Annotated in this window: 19 protein-coding genes; 7 read left to right on the forward strand and 12 right to left on the reverse strand. The window is 63.0% G+C overall.

Annotated elements, in window-relative coordinates:
• The first annotated feature begins 20 nt into the window (after positions 1-20).
• Together ACMGFL_RS09615 and ACMGFL_RS09620 are read left to right on the forward strand one after the other, a co-directional pair.
• Positions 21-398 carry a hypothetical protein gene (locus ACMGFL_RS09615; protein ID WP_436935321.1) on the forward strand — a complete coding sequence of 126 codons (378 nt, stop codon included), beginning with the start codon at positions 21-23 and terminating at the stop codon, positions 396-398.
• 39 nt (positions 399-437) lie between these two features.
• Positions 438-1,865 (forward strand): NAD(P)H-hydrate dehydratase, encoded by a 1,428-nt coding sequence (locus tag ACMGFL_RS09620; protein WP_436935322.1) that lies wholly within the window; start codon positions 438-440, stop codon positions 1,863-1,865.
• A 6-nt stretch (positions 1,866-1,871) separates the two neighbouring features.
• Here ACMGFL_RS09620 and hflX read toward each other — a convergent pair whose 3' ends face one another.
• From hflX to gatC, 10 genes are all read right to left on the reverse strand, one after another.
• The gene (hflX, locus tag ACMGFL_RS09625) at positions 1,872-3,182 is read right to left on the reverse strand and encodes a GTPase HflX (RefSeq protein ID WP_436935323.1); all 1,311 of its coding nucleotides are present in this window, start codon (positions 3,180-3,182) and stop codon (positions 1,872-1,874) included.
• A 167-nt stretch (positions 3,183-3,349) separates the two neighbouring features.
• Positions 3,350-4,075, reverse strand: coding sequence for a ribosome assembly factor SBDS (locus ACMGFL_RS09630; protein WP_436935324.1), 726 nt, complete (start codon positions 4,073-4,075; stop codon positions 3,350-3,352).
• 172 nt (positions 4,076-4,247) lie between these two features.
• Positions 4,248-5,015 carry an archaeal proteasome endopeptidase complex subunit alpha gene (gene psmA, locus ACMGFL_RS09635; RefSeq protein WP_436935325.1) on the reverse strand — a complete coding sequence of 256 codons (768 nt, stop codon included), beginning with the start codon at positions 5,013-5,015 and terminating at the stop codon, positions 4,248-4,250.
• A 2-nt stretch (positions 5,016-5,017) separates the two neighbouring features.
• A complete protein-coding gene (locus ACMGFL_RS09640; protein ID WP_436935326.1) occupies positions 5,018-5,497 on the reverse strand; it encodes an Rpp14/Pop5 family protein in 480 nt (159 codons plus the stop codon).
• 177 nt (positions 5,498-5,674) lie between these two features.
• Positions 5,675-6,526: a hypothetical protein gene (locus tag ACMGFL_RS09645; protein WP_436935327.1), complete on the reverse strand. Its 852-nt coding sequence runs from the start codon at positions 6,524-6,526 to the stop codon at positions 5,675-5,677.
• 186 nt (positions 6,527-6,712) lie between these two features.
• A complete protein-coding gene (locus tag ACMGFL_RS09650) occupies positions 6,713-7,696 on the reverse strand; it encodes an NAD-dependent epimerase/dehydratase family protein (RefSeq protein WP_436935328.1) in 984 nt (327 codons plus the stop codon).
• Positions 7,697-7,816: 120 nt separating this feature from the next.
• Positions 7,817-8,098, reverse strand: a complete 282-nt coding sequence (locus tag ACMGFL_RS09655; protein ID WP_436935329.1) for a ribonuclease P protein component 4 — start codon at positions 8,096-8,098, stop codon at positions 7,817-7,819.
• Between the two features lie 64 nt (positions 8,099-8,162).
• Positions 8,163-9,671, reverse strand: coding sequence for a methyl-accepting chemotaxis protein (locus ACMGFL_RS09660; RefSeq protein ID WP_436935330.1), 1,509 nt, complete (start codon positions 9,669-9,671; stop codon positions 8,163-8,165).
• A gap of 193 nt (positions 9,672-9,864) precedes the next feature.
• Positions 9,865-11,145 (reverse strand): Asp-tRNA(Asn)/Glu-tRNA(Gln) amidotransferase subunit GatA, encoded by a 1,281-nt coding sequence (gatA, locus tag ACMGFL_RS09665; RefSeq protein WP_436935331.1) that lies wholly within the window; start codon positions 11,143-11,145, stop codon positions 9,865-9,867.
• An 8-nt stretch (positions 11,146-11,153) separates the two neighbouring features.
• Positions 11,154-11,432 carry an Asp-tRNA(Asn)/Glu-tRNA(Gln) amidotransferase subunit GatC gene (gene gatC / locus ACMGFL_RS09670; protein WP_436935332.1) on the reverse strand — a complete coding sequence of 93 codons (279 nt, stop codon included), beginning with the start codon at positions 11,430-11,432 and terminating at the stop codon, positions 11,154-11,156.
• Positions 11,433-11,676: 244 nt separating this feature from the next.
• Here gatC and ACMGFL_RS09675 point away from each other — a divergent pair, with 244 nt between their 5' ends.
• Positions 11,677-12,669: a transcription initiation factor IIB gene (locus tag ACMGFL_RS09675; protein ID WP_436935333.1), complete on the forward strand. Its 993-nt coding sequence runs from the start codon at positions 11,677-11,679 to the stop codon at positions 12,667-12,669.
• Between the two features lie 75 nt (positions 12,670-12,744).
• Here the strand turns inward: ACMGFL_RS09675 and ACMGFL_RS09680 are convergent, their stop codons facing one another.
• Together ACMGFL_RS09680 and ACMGFL_RS09685 are read right to left on the reverse strand one after the other, a co-directional pair.
• Entirely contained in the window at positions 12,745-13,185 is a 441-nt protein-coding gene (locus ACMGFL_RS09680) for a MaoC/PaaZ C-terminal domain-containing protein (protein WP_436935334.1), read from the reverse strand.
• Between the two features lie 65 nt (positions 13,186-13,250).
• Positions 13,251-14,465: an ABC transporter substrate-binding protein gene (locus ACMGFL_RS09685; protein WP_436935335.1), complete on the reverse strand. Its 1,215-nt coding sequence runs from the start codon at positions 14,463-14,465 to the stop codon at positions 13,251-13,253.
• Between the two features lie 59 nt (positions 14,466-14,524).
• On the opposite strand from ACMGFL_RS09685, the gene btuC reads away from it, so the two are divergent.
• Genes btuC through ACMGFL_RS09705 form a run of 4 tightly spaced genes read left to right on the forward strand, consistent with a single transcriptional unit; the run spans position 14,525 to position 18,568 of the window.
• Positions 14,525-15,625, forward strand: a complete 1,101-nt coding sequence (btuC, locus tag ACMGFL_RS09690; RefSeq protein ID WP_436935336.1) for a vitamin B12 ABC transporter permease BtuC — start codon at positions 14,525-14,527, stop codon at positions 15,623-15,625.
• Complete coding sequence (locus ACMGFL_RS09695) at positions 15,622-16,830, forward strand: heme ABC transporter ATP-binding protein (protein ID WP_436935337.1); 1,209 nt, start codon at positions 15,622-15,624, stop codon at positions 16,828-16,830. Before btuC ends, ACMGFL_RS09695 begins: the two co-directional genes overlap by 4 nt.
• Before the next feature lie 57 nt (positions 16,831-16,887).
• Positions 16,888-18,288 (forward strand): heme o synthase, encoded by a 1,401-nt coding sequence (gene cyoE / locus ACMGFL_RS09700; protein WP_436935338.1) that lies wholly within the window; start codon positions 16,888-16,890, stop codon positions 18,286-18,288.
• Positions 18,289-18,340: 52 nt separating this feature from the next.
• A complete protein-coding gene (locus tag ACMGFL_RS09705) occupies positions 18,341-18,568 on the forward strand; it encodes a SelT/SelW/SelH family protein (protein ID WP_436935339.1) in 228 nt (75 codons plus the stop codon).
• The last annotated feature ends 22 nt before the right edge of the window (positions 18,569-18,590 follow it).

The raw sequence follows: 18,590 nt of genomic DNA on the forward strand, positions 1-18,590 counted from the left end.
GAGCGTTCGACCAGACCAGTATGGCAGCACACGGCGTCGAAACCTCCCTCATCGTGTTCGCGGTGAGTCTACTCGTCGGCGGATTCGCAATCTCGGTCGGTGCGAAACTCGCGCTCGCGTCGCGTGATTACTCTCACGCAGTCCTGACTGCCCTGCTCGGCGCACTCGCGTGGGCTGTCGTGGACGTTGCTTTTTCGCGTGCCGAGATAGGCGGCGCGATTGCGTCGCTCGCGGCCCTGCTTGTCTGGGCGTGGGTGGTTCGCTGGCGCTATCAGGTAGGGTGGATCCGGGCAGCGATCATCGGCATCGGCGCGTGGGTCGCCGCGCTCGTGGCGCTGGTCATTCTCGCCGCGCTCGGACTCGGCGGCCTCGACGCCTACGGCGTCCCCGGCCTGTAGAGCCCCAGAGTTATACTCCGCCCCCTCGAAGCCGTCCCCATGATCACGGGCTCCGAGATGGCCATCGTCGACCGGAACGCGGCGGCGCTCGGCGTGTCACAGAAGCAACTCATGGAGTCGAGCGGGAACGCCGTCGCTCGCGCGGTTCGAGACGTGGCTGACCCAGCGGATACGATCACTATCGTCGCCGGGCGCGGCAACAACGGCGGTGACGCGCTCGTCGCCGCACGGTTTCTCGAGTCGTTCACGACTCAGGTGCTGTTACTCGGGCGGGCAGAGACCATCCAGACCGACATCGCGCGCGCAAACTGGGATGCGCTCGTCGCCGCCGACCAGGAGCCAACCGAAATCCGCGACTCCACACACCTCGCCATCGAGGGCGACGTCATCGTCGATGCCATGCTCGGGACGGGGATCACGGGCGCACTCCGGGAACCGGAAGCGACCGCCGCGGTGACGATGAACGACGCGGACGCGACCGTCGTCTCTGTCGATGTCCCGTCGGGACTCGACGCCGAAACGGGCGAACTCGCCGAAAACGCCGTCGACGCCGACCACGTCGTGACCTTCCACGACACCAAGCCCGGCCTCGACAGCCTCGATGCGGACGTGACTGTGGCCGACATCGGCATCCCCGATGGCGCTACTCAGTTCGTCGAACGCGGGGATCTCCGACGACTCGCGCGGGACCCACAGAGTCACAAGGGCCATCACGGCGAGGTGCTCGTCATCGGCGGCGGCCCCTACGTCGGCGCGCCAGCGCTGGCCGGACAGGCCGCGCTCCGCGCTGGTGCTGATCTCGTTCGCGTGTGCTGTCCGACCGCGATTGCACACGAGGTGCAGGGCTACAGCGAGGACCTCATTCTCAGACCGGTGCAGGGCCGGGAGTTCGAACCCGGTCACGTCGGCCCAGTCATGGAGTTTGCGGCCGAACACGAGACGATCATCGTCGGCCCCGGACTCGGGGAAGACGAGGGATCGCTCGAAACCGTCGAGGCCATCCTCGAAGCCTACGACGGAACCGCAGTCGTCGACGCCGACGCGCTCTCGGTCGTGCCTGACCTGAATACGGACGCGACGCTTCTGTGTACGCCCCATCAGGGCGAACTCGTGGAGATGGGCGGTCAGACCAGCAGCGACTGGCGCGAACGTCGTGAACTGGTCACTGAGTTTGCCGCAGAACTCGGACACGCGCTGCTCGTCAAGGGGGCCTACGACATCGTCTCGGACGGGGACCGGACGCGCGTCAGCCGAACCGGAAACCCGGGGATGACCGTCGGCGGTACCGGCGACGTGCTCGCTGGCATCACGGGAGCCTTCGCGTCCCGGATGTCGACAGTCGACGCCGGTGGTCTCGCTGCCTTCGTCAACGGCCGCGCCGGAGATGCGGTGTACGAATCACACGACGGTGGCCTCCTCGCGAGCGACCTGCTAGGCGCGATTCCGAGCGCACTGCAGGATACCTGATCAGCGTCAGGCGGACGCCTCGACGAGCTGTCCGGCCTTCGACCGGGACTGCTCGACGACCGCGGGCCGGGCCTCGAACTCGATGACGACCTGCTCTCCGTATTCGACGTCGTCGACGACGGCGTTGTCGTAGATCCACGAGACGACGCTCATCGTCTCGTCGGTCATCGGCAAGACAAGCCGTTCGCGCTCGAAATCCGGCAACTCTCTGTCGATGCGCTCCCGGAGCGCGTCCACGTTCTCGCCCGTCTTCGCGCTCACGACGACGGGATTCGTCGCGAGTGCGGACAGCGCCTCGCGCTTGCGGCGAACCTCCTCGTCGCTGACCGTGTCACACTTGTTCAACACCGTGACGATTGGGGCCTCGTTTCGCTCGTAGAGCGTGTCGTGGCTCGTGACGAGTTTCTCTCTGATATCCTCGACAGGTTCGCTCACGTCGACGACCAGAAGCACCAGATCCGCCCGGTACACCGCATCGAGCGTCGACTTGAACGACTCGACGAGCCAGTGGGGCAGGTCCGAGATGAAGCCGACGGTGTCGGTGACGAGTACGTCCCGTCGGTCGAGGTCGGCCCGGCGCGTCGTCGTGCCGAGCGTGGTGAACAGCCGATTCTCGGATTCGGCGGTCGTGTCGATGTCGGGATGGATGTCCTCGTTTTCGTCGACATCCAGGTCCTCGGCGAGTCGGCGCAACAGCTTCGACTTCCCCGCGTTGGTGTAGCCCGCGAGCGCGACGAGATCGAACCCCGACTCCCGTTGCTGTTCGCGGCGCTTCTGGTCGGTCTGTTCGATCTGTTCGAGTTCGTCGCGGATGCGGGAGATGCGGGCCTTGATGTCGTCCTCGCGGCTCTCGTCGTACTCACCAAGCCCCATGAACCCGGGGCGTTCGTCCCGTTTCGCGAGGCTGGCTTTGGCCTCGGCCCGCGGGAGTTCGTAGCGCAACTCCGCGAGTTCGACCTGAAGCTGGGCCTTGCGCGTCTGGGCGCGCTGGCCGAAGATTTCGAGGATGAGTCGGAAGCGGTCGATCACCCGTACGTCCGCCGGGAGTTTGTTCCCGATGTTGTACGTCTGATAGGGGCCGAGTTCGTTGTCGACGATGACGACAGTGGCATCGCTCCGACGGACGCGCTCTGCGATAGTTTCGACTTTCCCCTCCCCGAAGTGATAGGCCGGGTCCTCTGTTCGGGTCTGGGTCACCTCCTCGACGACCCGGTAGCCCGCCGCCCGAGCGAGGTCGGTTATCTCGGCTGTATCTGCTGTCCCCGCCTCGACGCGCGCCGCGACGACGGCGCGCTCGCCTGTCGGTGTGTCAGTCACTTGTCCGTCACTACGGCCCGATGATATATAAATCCGTTATCGGGTGTGGGTTCCTTGCCCGCACTCATCGCGTTTCGACCCGCCTTCGCCCCTCGCGTTCCAATCTCGTCTTCGCTCATCGCGTTCCAATCTCGTCTTCGCTCATCGCGTTCCAATCTCGTCTTCGCTCATCGCGTTCCAATCTCGTCTTCGCTCTCGATGATCTGCGTCTCGGCTTCGCCGCTCGAGACTTCGTTGACGAGGCTGTAAAACTCCTCTTGCATCCCGGCGGGGAACTCGACGACCCCGATCCACGAGCCATCGGCCTGCCACTCCTCGCGCTTGAGGTCACCGAACTCTCTGATTTTCGCCTGACCGCTCCCGGCGTAATCCGGGGGCAACTGCGCAGCGACGGTCATCGTGTCGAATCGAATCGGGATCACCGGACGGAGCGCGTCAAGCGCGTCGTCGACCTGATTCTCGACCGGTTCCATCGGGTCGATTCGGAAGTCGGTCTCTTCGAGCGCCGACTCGATGCGCTCGGGCGGGTGCGGCGCGTCGTCCATCTGCGGGTTGACCGCATTTCTGGTAATGCGATTGATGAGATTCTTCCGCTTTTGTTCTTTCATCTCCCGGCGCTGCTCGGCCGTGATCTGGATATCTCCTTCCTTGATAACCTGCGGGATGATCTCCATGGGGTCTGTCGTGCCGAACACCTCTTCGAGCGCGCTCTCGGGCGGTCGGTCGCCCCGTTCTGCGTCCTCGAACACGTCCTCTGCTGCGATCACGTCCTCCAGGTCACCCTCAAACTCGCCGCGCTTGATTGCGAGTGCCGCGTCCGGGTCGACCAGCACCTCGAACCGCTCCCCGTGAGATTCCAGTCGGGCCGTCACCGCCTCGTCGAGTGATATCATACCTGATTGTTCTTGTGGATGCGTTAAATGTGTTTGTGACCGAACTGCCTCCCGTCAGCACCGGGTTATAAACGGTGGCCGAGAACTCAGTTCGTCACACGAGATAGCCACTTCGAGCGCGTCGCTGATCTCGACGTAGAAACGTATTGACGGTCCAAAACTGCGGGTGCAGTTACTCTTCGTCTTCGTCCTCGTCTTCCTCGCCCTCGTCGGGGAGCAGGTCGAGACCCTCGAGGTACTCCGCTTTCTCCTCGTCCGTGAGTTCGTGGAACAGTTCAGTCTCGACGGGGATGGTTGCGACGCCAAGCCCTTCGGGGGTGAGTTCGTCGTCGTTGACCGATGCGAGCGCCTTGAGCGCGAGTTCGACGCCGCCGTCGAGGGTGAGGTCCTCCTCGTAGTTGGCTTCGAGGTAGTCTCTGATGTCGCCCCGGTCTGCGCCGACTGCGAGCGCCTTCCACTCGTAGGGCGTCCCGGAGGGGTCAGTCTCGTAGAGGCGGGGTTCGCCGTCGGCGATTCCGGCGATGATGAGCGCCACACCGAATGGACGTGCGCCGCCGACCTGCGTGTACTGCTGGATGTAGTCGGTGACTTCCTTGGTGAGTGTCTCGACTTCGATTGGTTCGCCGTAGCGAAGCGCGTTCACCTGTGCGCGCTGGCGAGCGAAGTCGATGAGCTGGCGAGCGTCGGCGACGTGACCAGCGCTGGCGATGCCGATGTGGTCGTCGGCCTTGTGGATCTTCTCGACGCTGTCCCGCTCCATCAGCGGCGACCGGATGCGCTTGTCCACGGCGATGACGACGCCCTCGGGTGTTCGTACGCCGATGCTTGCTGTCCCGCGTTTGACCGCTTCGCGGGCGTATTCGACCTGATAGAGGCGGCCGTCCGGGGAGAAGATAGTGATCCCTCGGTCGTACGCCTGCTGTTGGTTTTGGCCCTGCATGGTTAGTGGATATCGAGGGTCGTCGCGCCAGTGAACGCTTCGTCGGTCTGCACGTCAACTCGTCCGTCACGGACAAATGCCGACCGTTCAGCGTCTCCGAACACGACGTGTCTCTGGTCTGTGCCTTCCCGTCCACGCCCCATATACTTTTCCTCACAGGCACGCACCGTGCCGCTGACGCCACGAACACGGATGCCGACAGCAACGCCGTCGACGCTGTCGATTGCGGCGATGATCGCACGCGCCTGCTCGACGCTGTCGCGCCGCGTTCGGACGACAGCCTCGCCGCTTCCGTCGGCGTGGCTGAACCCGAACAGGGTCAGGTCGGCGTCAGCGCTGCCGACATCCCCGAGCAGATTCTGGGCGCTGTACCAGAGCGCCCGCTGAAACTGGTCGCGGTCGAGCGCGGCGTCAGGCCACGTCTCGATGCCGACGGCGAGATATCGCCACCGCGGCTGGAGATGCTTCGGGAGGTGTTTCACAGGAACGGTTCTCGCTCGACGGGCATCAAGGATGGGAACGCGGCAGCACTGATCGGTTGTAGAGTCCGTGCTGAAAATAGTACTGCGATTAAATATTTTAACGATGGTATGTTTCAGCAGCCGTCCTGAATACAGAGCGCGTATCCATCGACAGAACGGATTTCATCCGATAAGTGATCAGCGAATTTCCATCCCGATATACAGGAGCAGTATGGCGATCAAATACAGCGCCATCCCTCCGACGACGCCCCACGTCAGCACGTTCGACGGGTCGAAGTTCGCCCAGACACGGGCGACACCGATCAAGACCAACGTGAAGCCAAGGATTTGGCTTTGGATCAGTATTCGGGCGGCGCTCCAGCGTGGGTCGAGTACGACGGCACAGTTGACCACACCAAAGAGCGCAAACCATCCCGCCAAAATTCGCGCTGTGAAGGAGGAGACGGCCCATGGCCACACACCAATCATGAGTTCAGGGGCAACAAACAGGGTGACGGCACTGACTGTGACGAGAATTCCGATGAGACCACCGAGCACCCGCACCCCTCGTGGAAGAAGGGACTCGTCTTCTGTCCGTTTCTCGGGGTCTGTTCGTCGATTGAGCGCCCAGATCGCTGGAATGAGAACGGGGGTGACTGCGTAGAGGAAAACCCAGAGGTCGAACGTGAAGTGACTGTGGTTGAAGTTTTCCCAGTGGAGTACGGTGGCAATAGCCATCAACCACGTGAATGTGGCAATCCCGAGGAAAACTGGGGCGACCGCATGCCACTCCTCGACGGTGGAAACCCGATAGAAAAAATACACGCCTGCCCCGTAGCCTGCGCCCATTAGGATCGGCGTCATCTCGGGTCGAATCGTCCACGCGAAGTACGTAGTGGTCTGATCGGGTAGTCCGTAGAGGACCAGAAACGCCGCGGCTAAAAACGGGATAATGAAGCGCGCGACCCATCGGGTAATTGGGAGGACCTGCCCGTCACGGGCCGAGGGATCCATCGTCCACCTCCGAAGAGCTGCTTTCTTTCTGGGCATCGTTATCACATCACACATATTCGTATTCAGCGTTCGAGACGATATGCGTTTCCTCATTTGCTGCAGATATCGGTTCTATTCAGCAGCCACTTCATATCAGATATCGATGATCACGACAAGATCATGCAGACAACCGATGGCTCACTGTGGATTTCAACGGTACCAGACTCCCGACGATACTGGTTGTCAGCCGGATTTCGCCAGTCGTGCCTGTTCGTGTGCCACTGTCTCTTCGAGTCCTGCCTGAAGCGGCCGGTGTTCGAGTCCGAGTTCGTTCGTTGCCTTGCTATTGTCTCCGATATACGTGACGCCAGCCAGGACGCGAAGCCGTTCGGCCCGGTAATCCTTCGGGAGTGTGACGAACTGTTCGAGGAAGTCGACGATTGGGGCAACAGCGCCAAAGAGAGTGGGTGAAACCGCCCGCGGTGGATCACGGCCAGCGATATTGGCCACGATGTCGAACAGCTCAACCAGCGTCGTCGGCTCACCGCCGATAATGTACTCCTCGCCCGGCGTTCCCTGTTCCATCGCCAGCACGTGTGCACGGGCGATGTCCGCAACGTGGCCAGGCGAGTAGGCTACTTCACGGGGGATGAACGGCAAGTCACCGCGCAGAAAGTCACGGAGGGAGTCCCCGAAGACGCTGGTATCGTCGGGACCGTATACGATACCGGGCATGACCGTCACGAGCGGGAGTCCATCCGCGACCATCGGCTCGGCCACTTCGTAGTGAGCCTTCCACTTCGTCCAGTCGTACGCCGTCAGGTGTGAGCCAGCGTAGTAGTAGTCCTCGTTGACGACGACGCCGCCGGTATCCGAGTTGACTGCCAGTGTACTCGTGTATACGCCCTTCGGAACGTCGAGGGCATCCATCACATCGAACACGTTTCGCGTGCCTTCGACGTTGATGCGCTCGCCGACCGCTGGGTCAGTCACACCGACATCATACCAGCCTGCAATATGGAACACACCGTCGACACCGTCCATCGGGTCGCGAAGCGTCTCTTTCTTGGTGATGTCACCTTCGACAACTGTTGCCCCAGCGGCTTCCAAGTCCGCCGCGCTTGCTGGTGTTCGTGCAAGCACAACGATATCGTGCCCGTCGTTCAGCAACTGACGAGCCACGTGACTACCGATGAATCCCGTGGCACCGGTGATGAAATATTCCATACCCGGAGTAAACGTGTCCACGTGCGAAAACGCCGTCGCTCTTGCTGAATAGGCCCCCGATTCAACACGCACTACAGATCAGCAAGAGATAATGTTAGCGAGGTAGAAAATGGACGGTTCTCACTGGTCGTCGTAGGGGTAGCGCGCGATCTCCCCGCAGTCACAAGTGACAACGACGTGGCCACTCTGAAGCCGAACGCGGGCGTTCTTGCCGGGGCGGAGGTACGCGTCGCAGGCGTCACAGGTGTACCTAAGAAAGGATCGGGGGAGAGTGAGGCGATTTCGCTCTGCGATCCGGCGCGCCCGGCGGACGTATCGGCGGGCGCGGTCGTCGTGACACTCCGCGGCCGCTTCTCGTGCCAATTCGTGCAGGCGTTCGATGCGCTCGCTCGCGATAGTCACGGGTCGTGAATCGGTAGGCGTGACAATATCGGTTGCGGTGTGGTCGTGCTCCGTCCCGGCCCGTTCATCCAGCCGACTCCGGCCGACCGTTCGTATCGACTTCGAACGTACTCAGCAGCGTCTGTAGTTCGTCAGCACGGGCCGAAAGCGTCGTAGCACTCGTTTCGGCATTCGAGAGCATCTCCGTTTGGTCCTGTGCGGCTTCTGTGACGGACGTTGACTCCTGACTGATGTTTGTCGCGGCAGCGGTGATATCATCAGTAGCTGCCGCGACTTCTTCGGTCGACACTGCCTGGTCATCGGTAGCCGAACTGATCTCCTGAATGCTACTGTTCATCTCTGCGACCGTCTCGGCAATCTGGCCGAGGGCGGCAAGCGCGTCTTCGGTTGTATCGATCCCATCGGCAACACGCTCACCAGTGTGTTCCATCTGGGTCACCGTCGCCTCGGCCGCTTGCTGGACGCCTGCGACCGACTGCTGAATCTCCTCGGCCGCTTCCCCCGCCTCCTCTGCGAGGGTCTTGATCTCGTCGGCGACGACAGCGAACCCGTCACTCCCAGTTTGCCCGCCGCCGTGTGCGGCCTCGATGGAGGCGTTCAGCGCGAGCATATTGGTTTGACTCGCAATACTCGCGATTGTCTCTGATACTTCGCTGATTTCGTCAATATCGTCGGCGAGTGTCTCGACGCGAGTGATCGCTTCCGACACCTCGTCGCCGACCGCGTCAAGTTCGTCCGCGGCCTGCGTCGCCGCCCGTTCGCTCTCGGTGCCGAGGTCGTTAGCGTCGCTGGAGAGAGACGCGATGCGGTCTGCCTGTGACGCTACCTCTTCGACCGTCCCAGACAGCGTCTGTACCTCCTGACTGACGCTGTCGAGTTTCGCAGACTGGTCGGCAGCGTCCTCGGAGACATCTCGAATCGAGCTCGCCAGATCCTCACTGACCGTCCGACTACTCGCAACCTGACTCGAAACACTCTCTCCGGTGTCTGCAACATCGTTGGCAAACTCGCGAACTTCGCCGATCGTGTCGGCAAGTTGTGAAACCATGTCGTTGTAGCTGGCCGCAATATCCGACATCACCTCCGTATCAAGGTCGGTGTCAAGAATATGAGTGAAGTTCCCGGCGGCAGCCGCGTCCATCGCCTCCTGAACCGAGCGTGCCTGCTCTTGCAGTTGCTCGTTGAGCGTTGCTATCTCCGCACGCTCGCGCTCGGCCTCACGCTGGGCCGTTTCTGCCTGTTCACGAGCAGCCTCTGCCTCCTGTATCATCTCGCCCAGCGAGGCGGCTGTCTCCTCTAACGCTGTGTAGGTCTCACCGATCTCATCAATCCGGTCACCCTCAAACGAGACTTCGAATTCACCGTTATCGACCCGATTGATATTGGCGTTGATTGCGCGCAACGATCGATACATCTCACAATAGCCCAGGAACCCGGTCACAGTCGTCACACCGGCGACCAAGATGACCGCTGGAAGTGCACTCTCGAACAGCAAAAGCGCGAGTACCGGCGCTCCAACGATAGAGATGAACGCAAGGGCAAAAATACGTGCACCGAAGTTTCGCCGGATCACGTCTGGAAACAACCCTTCAAGACGTACTGGAATGACACCAATGTGAACCAACAATTGCCCTGTTATCCCAAGGTTCGCTGTTTTCTCGTTCATGCGGTGTTGACGGACAGATTTGGGCAAAAGCTTTGTCACGGTGTTCTCAGCAGTGATAACATCACTGAGCGCGGAGCAACAGAGCGGTTCGAGAAACGAGTTATTCGAGCGCGCTCGCCGCCCGGATGATCGTCTGCTCTCCGAACGCGGGGCCGACCAGTTGGAGGCCGACGGGCAGACCGTCGGCAGTTTCGCCCGCTGGCACCGAGATTGCGGGCAGGTTCGCCAGATTGACCGGCGTCGTGTTCGCGTCTGCGAGATACATCTTCAGCGGGTCCGAGAGACTCTCGCCGAGTTCGAAAGGCGGGACGGGCATCGTCGGCGAGGCGAGGACGTCGACCGACTCGAAGGCCGAATCGAAGTCTTGTTTGACCCACGCACGAGCGTCCTGTGCCTTCTTGTAGTACTTGTCGTGATAGCCAGCGGAGAGGGCGTAGGTTCCAAGCAGAATTCGGCGCTTGACCTCCTCACCGAAGCCCGCCTCCCGAGCGCGAGCGAACGTCTCGTTCCAGTTCCCGTCGTAGCCACCCGACGTACCGTATCGGACGCCGTCGAATCGGGCGAGGTTGGAGGAGGCTTCGCTCATCGCGATGACGTAGTACGCCTGCACGGCGTGTTCGACGCTCGGCAGTTCGACCTCCGTTATCGTCGCACCCTGTGCTTCGAGTTCGTCGAGCGACTCGTGGAACCGGTCGAGAACGGCCTCGTCGGCGTCTTCGACCAGTTCGGTCGGGACCCCGATTGTCATGTCGGACACGTCGCCGTCGGCGGCGGCCGCGAAGTCGTAGTTGCCTCCGTGGTCGCGAGCGTCACGCGTCGTGGCGTCTCGCTCGTCTGGGCCAGCGACGACTTCGAGCAACTGCGCGGCCTCCTCGACAGTGGGAGCGATCGGCCCGATCTGTTCGAGGCTGTTGGCGTAGGCGACGAGCCCGTATCGCGAGACCAGCCCGTAGGTCGGTTTGATCCCGACGACGCCACAGAACGCGGCCGGACAGCGGATCGAACCGCCGGTGTCGGTGCCGAGGGCCATATCGGCTTCACCAGCGGCGACGGCGGCCGCCGACCCACCCGAGGACCCGCCGGGAACGTGCCCGGGAGCAGCGGGGTTCTCGGTTGGCCCGAAGGCGGAGGTTTCCGTCGTCGTTCCCATCCCGAACTCGTCCATGTTGGTCTTGCCGGGGATGGTCGCGCCCGCGGCGGTCAACTGCTCGACGACCGTCGCGTCGTAAGGTGGAACGTAGTCGTCGAGCATCTCGGATCCACAGGTCGTACGGACGCCCTCGGTCGAGATGTTGTCCTTGACAGCGACGGTCACGCCGGCGAGCGGTCCCTCGTCTGCCCCGTCTATCGTGGACTCGGTAATGTAGCAGTTCAGATCCATCCTTTCACCTACGAGACCGGCGGCCCTTTGAAGAAGCCGTCCTCGGTGTCGGGGGCGTTTTCGAGCGCCTCCGACTGGTCGAGGCTCTCCCGCACGTCGTCGGCGCGCATCACGTTCGTCAGTTCGTCCTTGGTCTCGACTTCGGGAACCGAATCGAGCGTCTCGAAGTAGTCGAGGATCTCGCCAAACTGTTCGGCAAATCGTTCGCGTTCGCTCTCGTCGATGTCGACCCGTGCGAGGTCAGCGACGTGCTCGACCTCCGCCGGATCGACGACGGAGTCGTCCATGTCCGTCGTCAGTGCGCTCCGGGCGGTAAGCGTTTCGAACCGTTCCGGTCGTCTCCCCGTGATGATCTGCGCGCTTGTCTCCGTCGGTAGCGGATAATCGAGACGTTCGGTCAGTTCAGCAGCGCTTTTTCGGTAAGATCGCTCCGTAGAACGTCTGAAATCGGCGAAAGCTTTAAGTCGGCGGAGATACAACATAAAGGTACGGTAAGACGTTTTCAGGGCATTCGCCCACGGAAGTCCCACCATGACAGATACGACAACGAGACGCTACCCACGCGAACGAGAGCGAAAATCCGAACAGAGCGACGAACAGATGTCGGAATCGGCTGCAGATGAACAGCTTCACTGTCCGGAGTGTGGCGGTGCGCTGGCGACCGACGAGGAGCACGGGGAGACGGTCTGCCAGGAGTGTGGCCTGGTCGTCGAGGAAGCCGAAATCGACCCCGGACCGGAGTGGCGCGCCTTCGACTCCAAGGAGAAAGACGAGAAGTCCCGCGTCGGTGCGCCGACGACGAATATGATGCACGACAAGGGCCTGTCGACCAACATCGGCTGGCAGGACAAGGACGCCTACGGCAACGCGCTGTCGAGTCGCCAGCGCGAGAAGATGCAGCGCCTGCGCACGTGGAACGAGCGGTTCCGCACGCGTGACTCCAAGGAGCGCAACCTCAAGCAGGCACTCGGCGAAATCGACCGGATGGCCTCCGCGCTCGGCCTGCCCGAGAACGTCCGCGAGACTGCAAGCGTCATCTACCGGCGCGCGCTCGACGAGGACCTGCTCCCGGGTCGCTCCATCGAGGGCGTCGCCACCTCGGCGCTGTACGCGGCAGCCCGGCAGGCGAACACCCCGCGCTCGCTCGACGAACTGACGCGAGTCTCCCGGGTCGACAAGGACGAAATCGCCCGCACGTATCGGTACATCGTCCGGGAACTCGGCCTGGAGATTCAGCCCGCCGACCCCGAGAGCTACGTCCCGCGGTTCATCTCGGACCTCGGCCTCTCCGAGGAAGTCGAGCGCCGCGCCAAGGAACTGCTCCGAACCGCCAAGGACCAGGGTGTCCACTCCGGGAAGTCCCCGGTTGGACTCGCCGCCGCCGCAGTCTACGCGGCCTCGCTTTTGACCAACCAGAAGGTCACACAGAGCGAGGTCAGCGAGGTGGCGAACATCTCCGAAGTCACCATCCGGAACCGCTATCACGAACTGCTCGAAGCCGAAGAGGAGATCGCCGGGGTCTAGTGACGGTGCAGGTCGTCCCAGTTCGCTGGTAGCTTCCGTTGTGCGGTTCGCGACCGACGCTGATATTTTTCAGGATTACTCGACAGCGCTTTCGAGTGGATACAGCACGAGCGCGTCCATCCAGAGGACAGTCTCGCCGTCGTCGCGAACGGTCTCTATCTCCTGATGGACGAGTCCGCGGCGGTCGTCGTACACCTCCTTCTCGCCCATCCGCATCGAGACAGAGAGCACGTCGTCAGGACGAACCGGCGCGGGCCACCGGAGTTTGTCGTGGCCGATAGATGCCAGCGCGCCGGACTCTCTGGCGTAGTTGTCGACGAGTACCCGGATCGACACGGCTGCCGTGTACCAGCCACTCGCGACGAGTCCGTCGAAGACATCGGTCTCAACGTCACCAGTGTGAAACGGCTGTGGGTCGTACGACTCCGCGAAGGCTATCATCTCCTCGCGAGTGGCCTCGTAGGTTCCGAACTCGAATGTCTCGCCGACTTCGATATCCTCGTAGGTGTCGTGCATACGCCGACTGAGAGGGGGAAGAAAAAGTAGCTACCGACAGCGGGCGACGGACCGTCGCGCGTGCACTACCTGCGTCTGCGAACGACGAGCGCGAACGCGACGAGCGCAACCGCAGAGACAATCGGGGTAAAGCCCGCGCCGTCATCATCGTCACTGGACGGTTCGGCGGTCTCAGTCGGTGTCGATTCTGGGGTTTCGGTCGGCGTCGGCTCTGGCGTCGGTTCGGGCGTCGGTTCGGGCGTCGGCGTCGCGGCGGCTGCACACTGACTCGCCTCGACTGGCTCGGCGCTCTCGATATCTGCCGCGTCGATGGCGTCAGGGTGGAACGCCTCAGCCATCGCGAGCAGTGGATCGAGGTTTCGCGGGCCGTGTTGGCTGATGAAGTTCGGATTGACGCGGACGGTCTGATTCTCCTGCACGGCGGTCGATTCCTGTACCGCTGGCGAATCCGGTATCGGTGCGCCCTCCTGCAGGATCAGCCACTCGGGATCCTGCTGGACGATAACTTCGTCACTCAACTCGAAGTACGCACGGGGTGCATCACCCTCGGTTGCGATGTTGTTCCCGCCGGCACGCGTGATCAGGTCGTGTTCGAGCGTATCGGAACTGACAGTGAAATCAAAGAATTCGTAGTAGACCGTCGGTCGTTCCTCGTCGGCAACGGCCGCCTCGATGGCCTGAACTTTGCCCGCTATCTCGGCCGTGGTCGCTGCCGCCTCCTCGAAGTTTCCGACGAGTCGGCCGACCGTTTCGAGTTGCTCGTACATCCCACCGAGCGAGTTCACGCGTGGGTAGTAGTACACTGTCAGGCCGTCGGACCGGAGATTCTCGACCAGTTCCTGGCTGTTGATGTTACCGACGAGCACCAGGTCAGGGTCGAGGTCGACAATTTTCTCCCGGTCTGGCTGGAGATTGTTTGTGACGCTAGTCTTGTTCTGGCTCCCGTTAAGGTACGCCGTCTGTGGCGCGACCGGCATCCCGACGACCTTGTCCTGTGCGCCAATCTCCCACATGTGCTGGGCGACGTTCGGCGCGGTGACGACGATCTCCTGCGGTTCCTCGTCGAGTCGGACGGTCGTGTTGGTTCCGTCCGTCACCCCGACGGGGAATTCACAGACAACCTCGTCGCCGAGCTGGGCTGGCTGTGGTTGCACGGCGGATGTCTGTCCATCTGCACTGACTGTCTGGCCACTGTCCGCTGCGAGCGCGCCGCCTGCGAGGGCTGGCCCCGCGGCGAACGTGACAAGCAGGGCGACGAAAATGCGTGTGAGTCGTTGCACGCCAGCGACTCTGGGCGTATGCAACAAATATTTATCTAAAGCAAGTCGACTTGGACAGCATGCGGATAGTCGCGCGTACCGCGCTGTGGTCGGCCGTGCTGTTTGCGGTACTCGTAGGTACGGTACTCACGAGCGCGACGGTCGGCCCCGCAGATATCGGCGTCCTCGGCGTCGCGAAGGCGATGCTCAACGGGGTCGCGCTCCCGACAAGTCTTCAGGTCGACGTCGCGACCGGAACCATCGGTAGCGCCGGAATCCCGTTTCCGACACTCGATTTCGGATACACGACACCGTTCGACTTTGCCGTCTCCGACACCGACCAGACGATTGTCACCGGCGTTCGAATGCCTCGGATCTTGCTCGGTGCTGTGGTCGGGTTCTCGCTCGCGAGCGCTGGAACTGTCATGCAGGGCTTCTTCCGGAATCCGATGGCCGACCCGTCGATCATCGGTGTCTCCTCGGGGGCGGCCGTGGGCGCGGTCGCAACGATGGCCGTCCCGCTCGCGATTCCCTTCGGACTGCAGACGGCGGCCTTTGTCGGCGCGCTCGTCGCCGCGGGGGCGGTGTACGCCATCGCGACGGAGGACGGCCGAACGCCGGTCGCCACACTGTTGCTCGCAGGTGTCGCCATCCAGACGTTTCTCGGAGCGGTCATCTCCTATCTCCTCTTGCACACCGGCGAGGGCCTCAACGAGGCTATCGTCTGGCTGATGGGGCATCTCAGCCGCGCCACGTGGGACGACGTGACGGTGACGCTCCCGGTCGCAGTCGTCCTCTTTGCGCTGTTGCTCGTGTACGCGCGTGACCTGAACGTCATGTTACTCGGCGAGGAGGACGCCCACGCGCTCGGCATCGACGTCGAGCGCACCAAGCGCCTCCTGCTCGCCGGATCGAGTGTCATCACCGCCGCGGCAGTCGCCGTCGCTGGCGTCATCGGCTTCGTCGGACTCATCGTCCCGCACACGATGCGACTGGTCGTCGGCCCCGACCATCGGATTCTCCTCCCGGTGAGCGCGCTCGCGGGTGCGAGCTTTCTCGTTGCGGCCGACACGTTCGCCCGCGCTGGTCCCGTAGAGGTCCCGGTCGGCATCGTGACCGCGGCCATCGGCGCGCCCTTCTTCCTGCTGTTGCTCCGTCGCAAGGAGGTACACGCGCTATGATCACTGTCGAGAATCTCTCGCTTTCCTTCGGTGACGTGCAGGTGCTCGACGGACTGGATCTGGCGGTCGAGCGCGGCGAGTTCGTCGCCGTCGTCGGCCCGAACGGTGCAGGCAAGTCGACGCTGTTGCGGACGATAAACGGAACACTCGACCCCGACAGCGGAACGGTCACGCTCGACGACACGCCCGTCGGCGAGCAGTCCGTCCGCGCCGTGAGTCGACAGGTCGGAACCGTCCCGCAGGACACCTCGATGGGATTTGCCTTCACCGTCGAACAGATCGTCGAGATGGGGCGGACGCCACATCGCTCCCGATTGGACTGGACGGACGAGGGCGACCCGATCGACCGCGCGCTCGAACGGACTGAGACGGCCGCATTTCGCGACCGGCAGATCGACGAGATAAGCGGGGGCCAGCGCCAGCGCGTCATTCTCGCGCGTGCGCTGGCACAGGAACCCGACGCGCTCGTGCTCGACGAACCCACGGCGAGTCTCGACATCAACCACCAGATCCGCGTGCTCGAACTGATCACGGAACTCGTCGCTGACGGTAAGGCAGTGCTGGCCGCGATTCACGACCTGGATCTGGCCGCGCGGTACTGCGACCGAATTGCCGTGCTCGCTGATGGACAGATACGGGCGAACGGCCCGCCGGAGACAGTGCTCGACGACCCGGCACTCGAACGCACGTTCGGAACGGAGACGGCGGTGACAGAGAACCCGGTCACGGGAACGCCGACGGTGACGGCGCTCGAAGGCCGAACGAGTCGCGAGGGGCGAGTACACGTGAGCGGTGATGGCGAGTCGGCGGTCGCGGCGACTCGACGCCTCTGGCGTGCTGGCTTTACCGTATCTGTGGGTCCGGTTCCGGAAGGCAGTGTCCTCGCTCGCACGGCCGCAGCGTTCGGCATCGAGGCCGTCACCGCGCCGCCGTTTCGACCGCCCGACGGGACCGTCGTGAGCGAAGCCGAGGAACTCGTCGCGGGGAGTGACGTGCTCGTCGTCGTCGAAGGCGGGAGCGCCGGGGTCGACATCGAGGCGAGCGAACCCACGGAAGCGTACCCGCCCCGGATACGGTTCGCCCCGTCGGCAGCGCAGTCAAGCGAAAGTCCGGCTATCGCGGGCGACGGTGGCCAGATGGGGACCGTTCGCTCGCTTCCCGAACTCGTCCCGGCGGTCGGCGAGTGTCTCGACGCCGGTCGGTGATCCTAACACCGCGAACGAAGCGCGTCATCTAAATACCCACAGGAGAAGTGTGTGGTAATGCGGTTGCGCAGACCTACGCCACGCCTGACGACGCTTCTCGGTGCAGCAACCGTGGGTGTGTATCTGCTGCTCGTCGTCGGCGCGACGGCGTCGTTCTCCGAGGCCGCCGAGGCTTGCTCGGCCTGGCCCGGCTGTGAGGGAACGGTCTCCGAACCCGGCGCGCTCGTCGCGCTCGGCCACCGCGCGCTCGCGGCACTGGTCGGGTTACTCGTTCTCCTGACTGCAGCGGTTGCAGTCCGGTCGAACGCGACACAGCGGGTCAAGGCAACGACGCTGCTCGGATCCGCGCTGTACCCCGGACAGATCGCGGTCGGCGCGCTCGTCGCGACCGGTGGTCTATCGATCCCGGGAGTTCATCTGCTCGCTGGCGTGACCATCTTCGGAACCTTCCTGCTCGCGCTCGCCTGGCACCTCGAAGCGGAGACCGGCGGTGCCGACGAACCGCTCGATCCCGACCCGATCGAACCGGGCGGTTCGGACTCCGAGTCGGACGCCACCCCGGAGGTCGCATTCGCCGACCGGCCCTTCGGTGCGCGTCTCAAGGCCCGTGTCTGGGCGTACTTCCGGTTGATGAAGCCGCGCCTGATGTGGTTGCTCTGTCTGGTGGCCGCCGCGGGGATGGCACTCGCCGCAGGCCCGGCGCTCTCAGTGGAGACCATCGTGTTCACGCTCGGCGGTGGCGTCCTCTCTATCGGCGCGAGCGGAACCTTCAACCACGTGCTCGAACGTGACCGCGACAAGAAGATGTCCCGGACCAGCGACCGTCCGGTCGCAACCTACCAGATCCCGGTCCGGAACGCGCTCGCCTTTGGATTCGCCCTCACCGCGCTGTCGATTGCAGTCTTTCTGCAGGTCAATCCGCTCACGGCGGCGCTTGGCTTTCTCGCCATCCTCTTTTACAGTATCGTCTACACGCTGGTACTCAAGCCGAACACGGTCCAGAACACGGTCATCGGCGGCGCGGCAGGCGCGTTGCCAGCACTGATCGGCTGGGCGGCTGTGACCGGACGAATCGGAGTCGCCGGAGTTGCGCTGGCCGGGTTGATCTTCGTCTGGACGCCAGCGCACTTCTACAACCTCGCCCTGGCGTACAAGGAAGATTACGCCCGCGGCGGCTTCCCGATGATGCCCGTCGTGCGGGGCGAGACGACGACGCGCAAGCACATCCTGCTGTGGCTCGGTGCGACCCTCGCGGCGATGAGCGCGCTCATCTGGCTGGCCGACCTGGGCTGGCTGGCCGCGACGACGACGGTCGCAGTCGGCGCAGTGTTCCTGTGGGCCGTCGTGCAGTTGCACCGCGAGCGCACCGAAGCCGCCGCGTTCAGAGCGTTCCATGCCTCGAACGCCTATCTCGGCCTCGTCCTCGTCGCAATCGTCGTCGACGCGCTGACCGTGTGAGGACAGACTCTCGCTCCCAAGATTGTTACTTCCCGCCCGACAACCGGCTGGTATGACCGAAGTCGAAATCGAGTACTGCGTGCCGTGTGGCTTCCGTGACCGAGCGCTCGACGTCCAGCAGGCGATTCTGACTGGACTCGAGACCGAACTCGACTCCGTATCGCTCGTGATGGGCGACCACGGGATTTTCCAGGTGCGCGCGGACGGGAACGTGGTCTACGACAAGGAAGAAAACGGACTCGACGTGGACGACATCGTTCGGGAGATCCGAGCGCAGTGAATTTCGCAGACTGGTATCGAAT

The sequence above is a fragment of the Halovenus marina genome (assembly GCF_051414115.1).
Taxonomy (GTDB): Archaea; Halobacteriota; Halobacteria; order Halobacteriales; family Haloarculaceae; genus Halovenus; species Halovenus marina.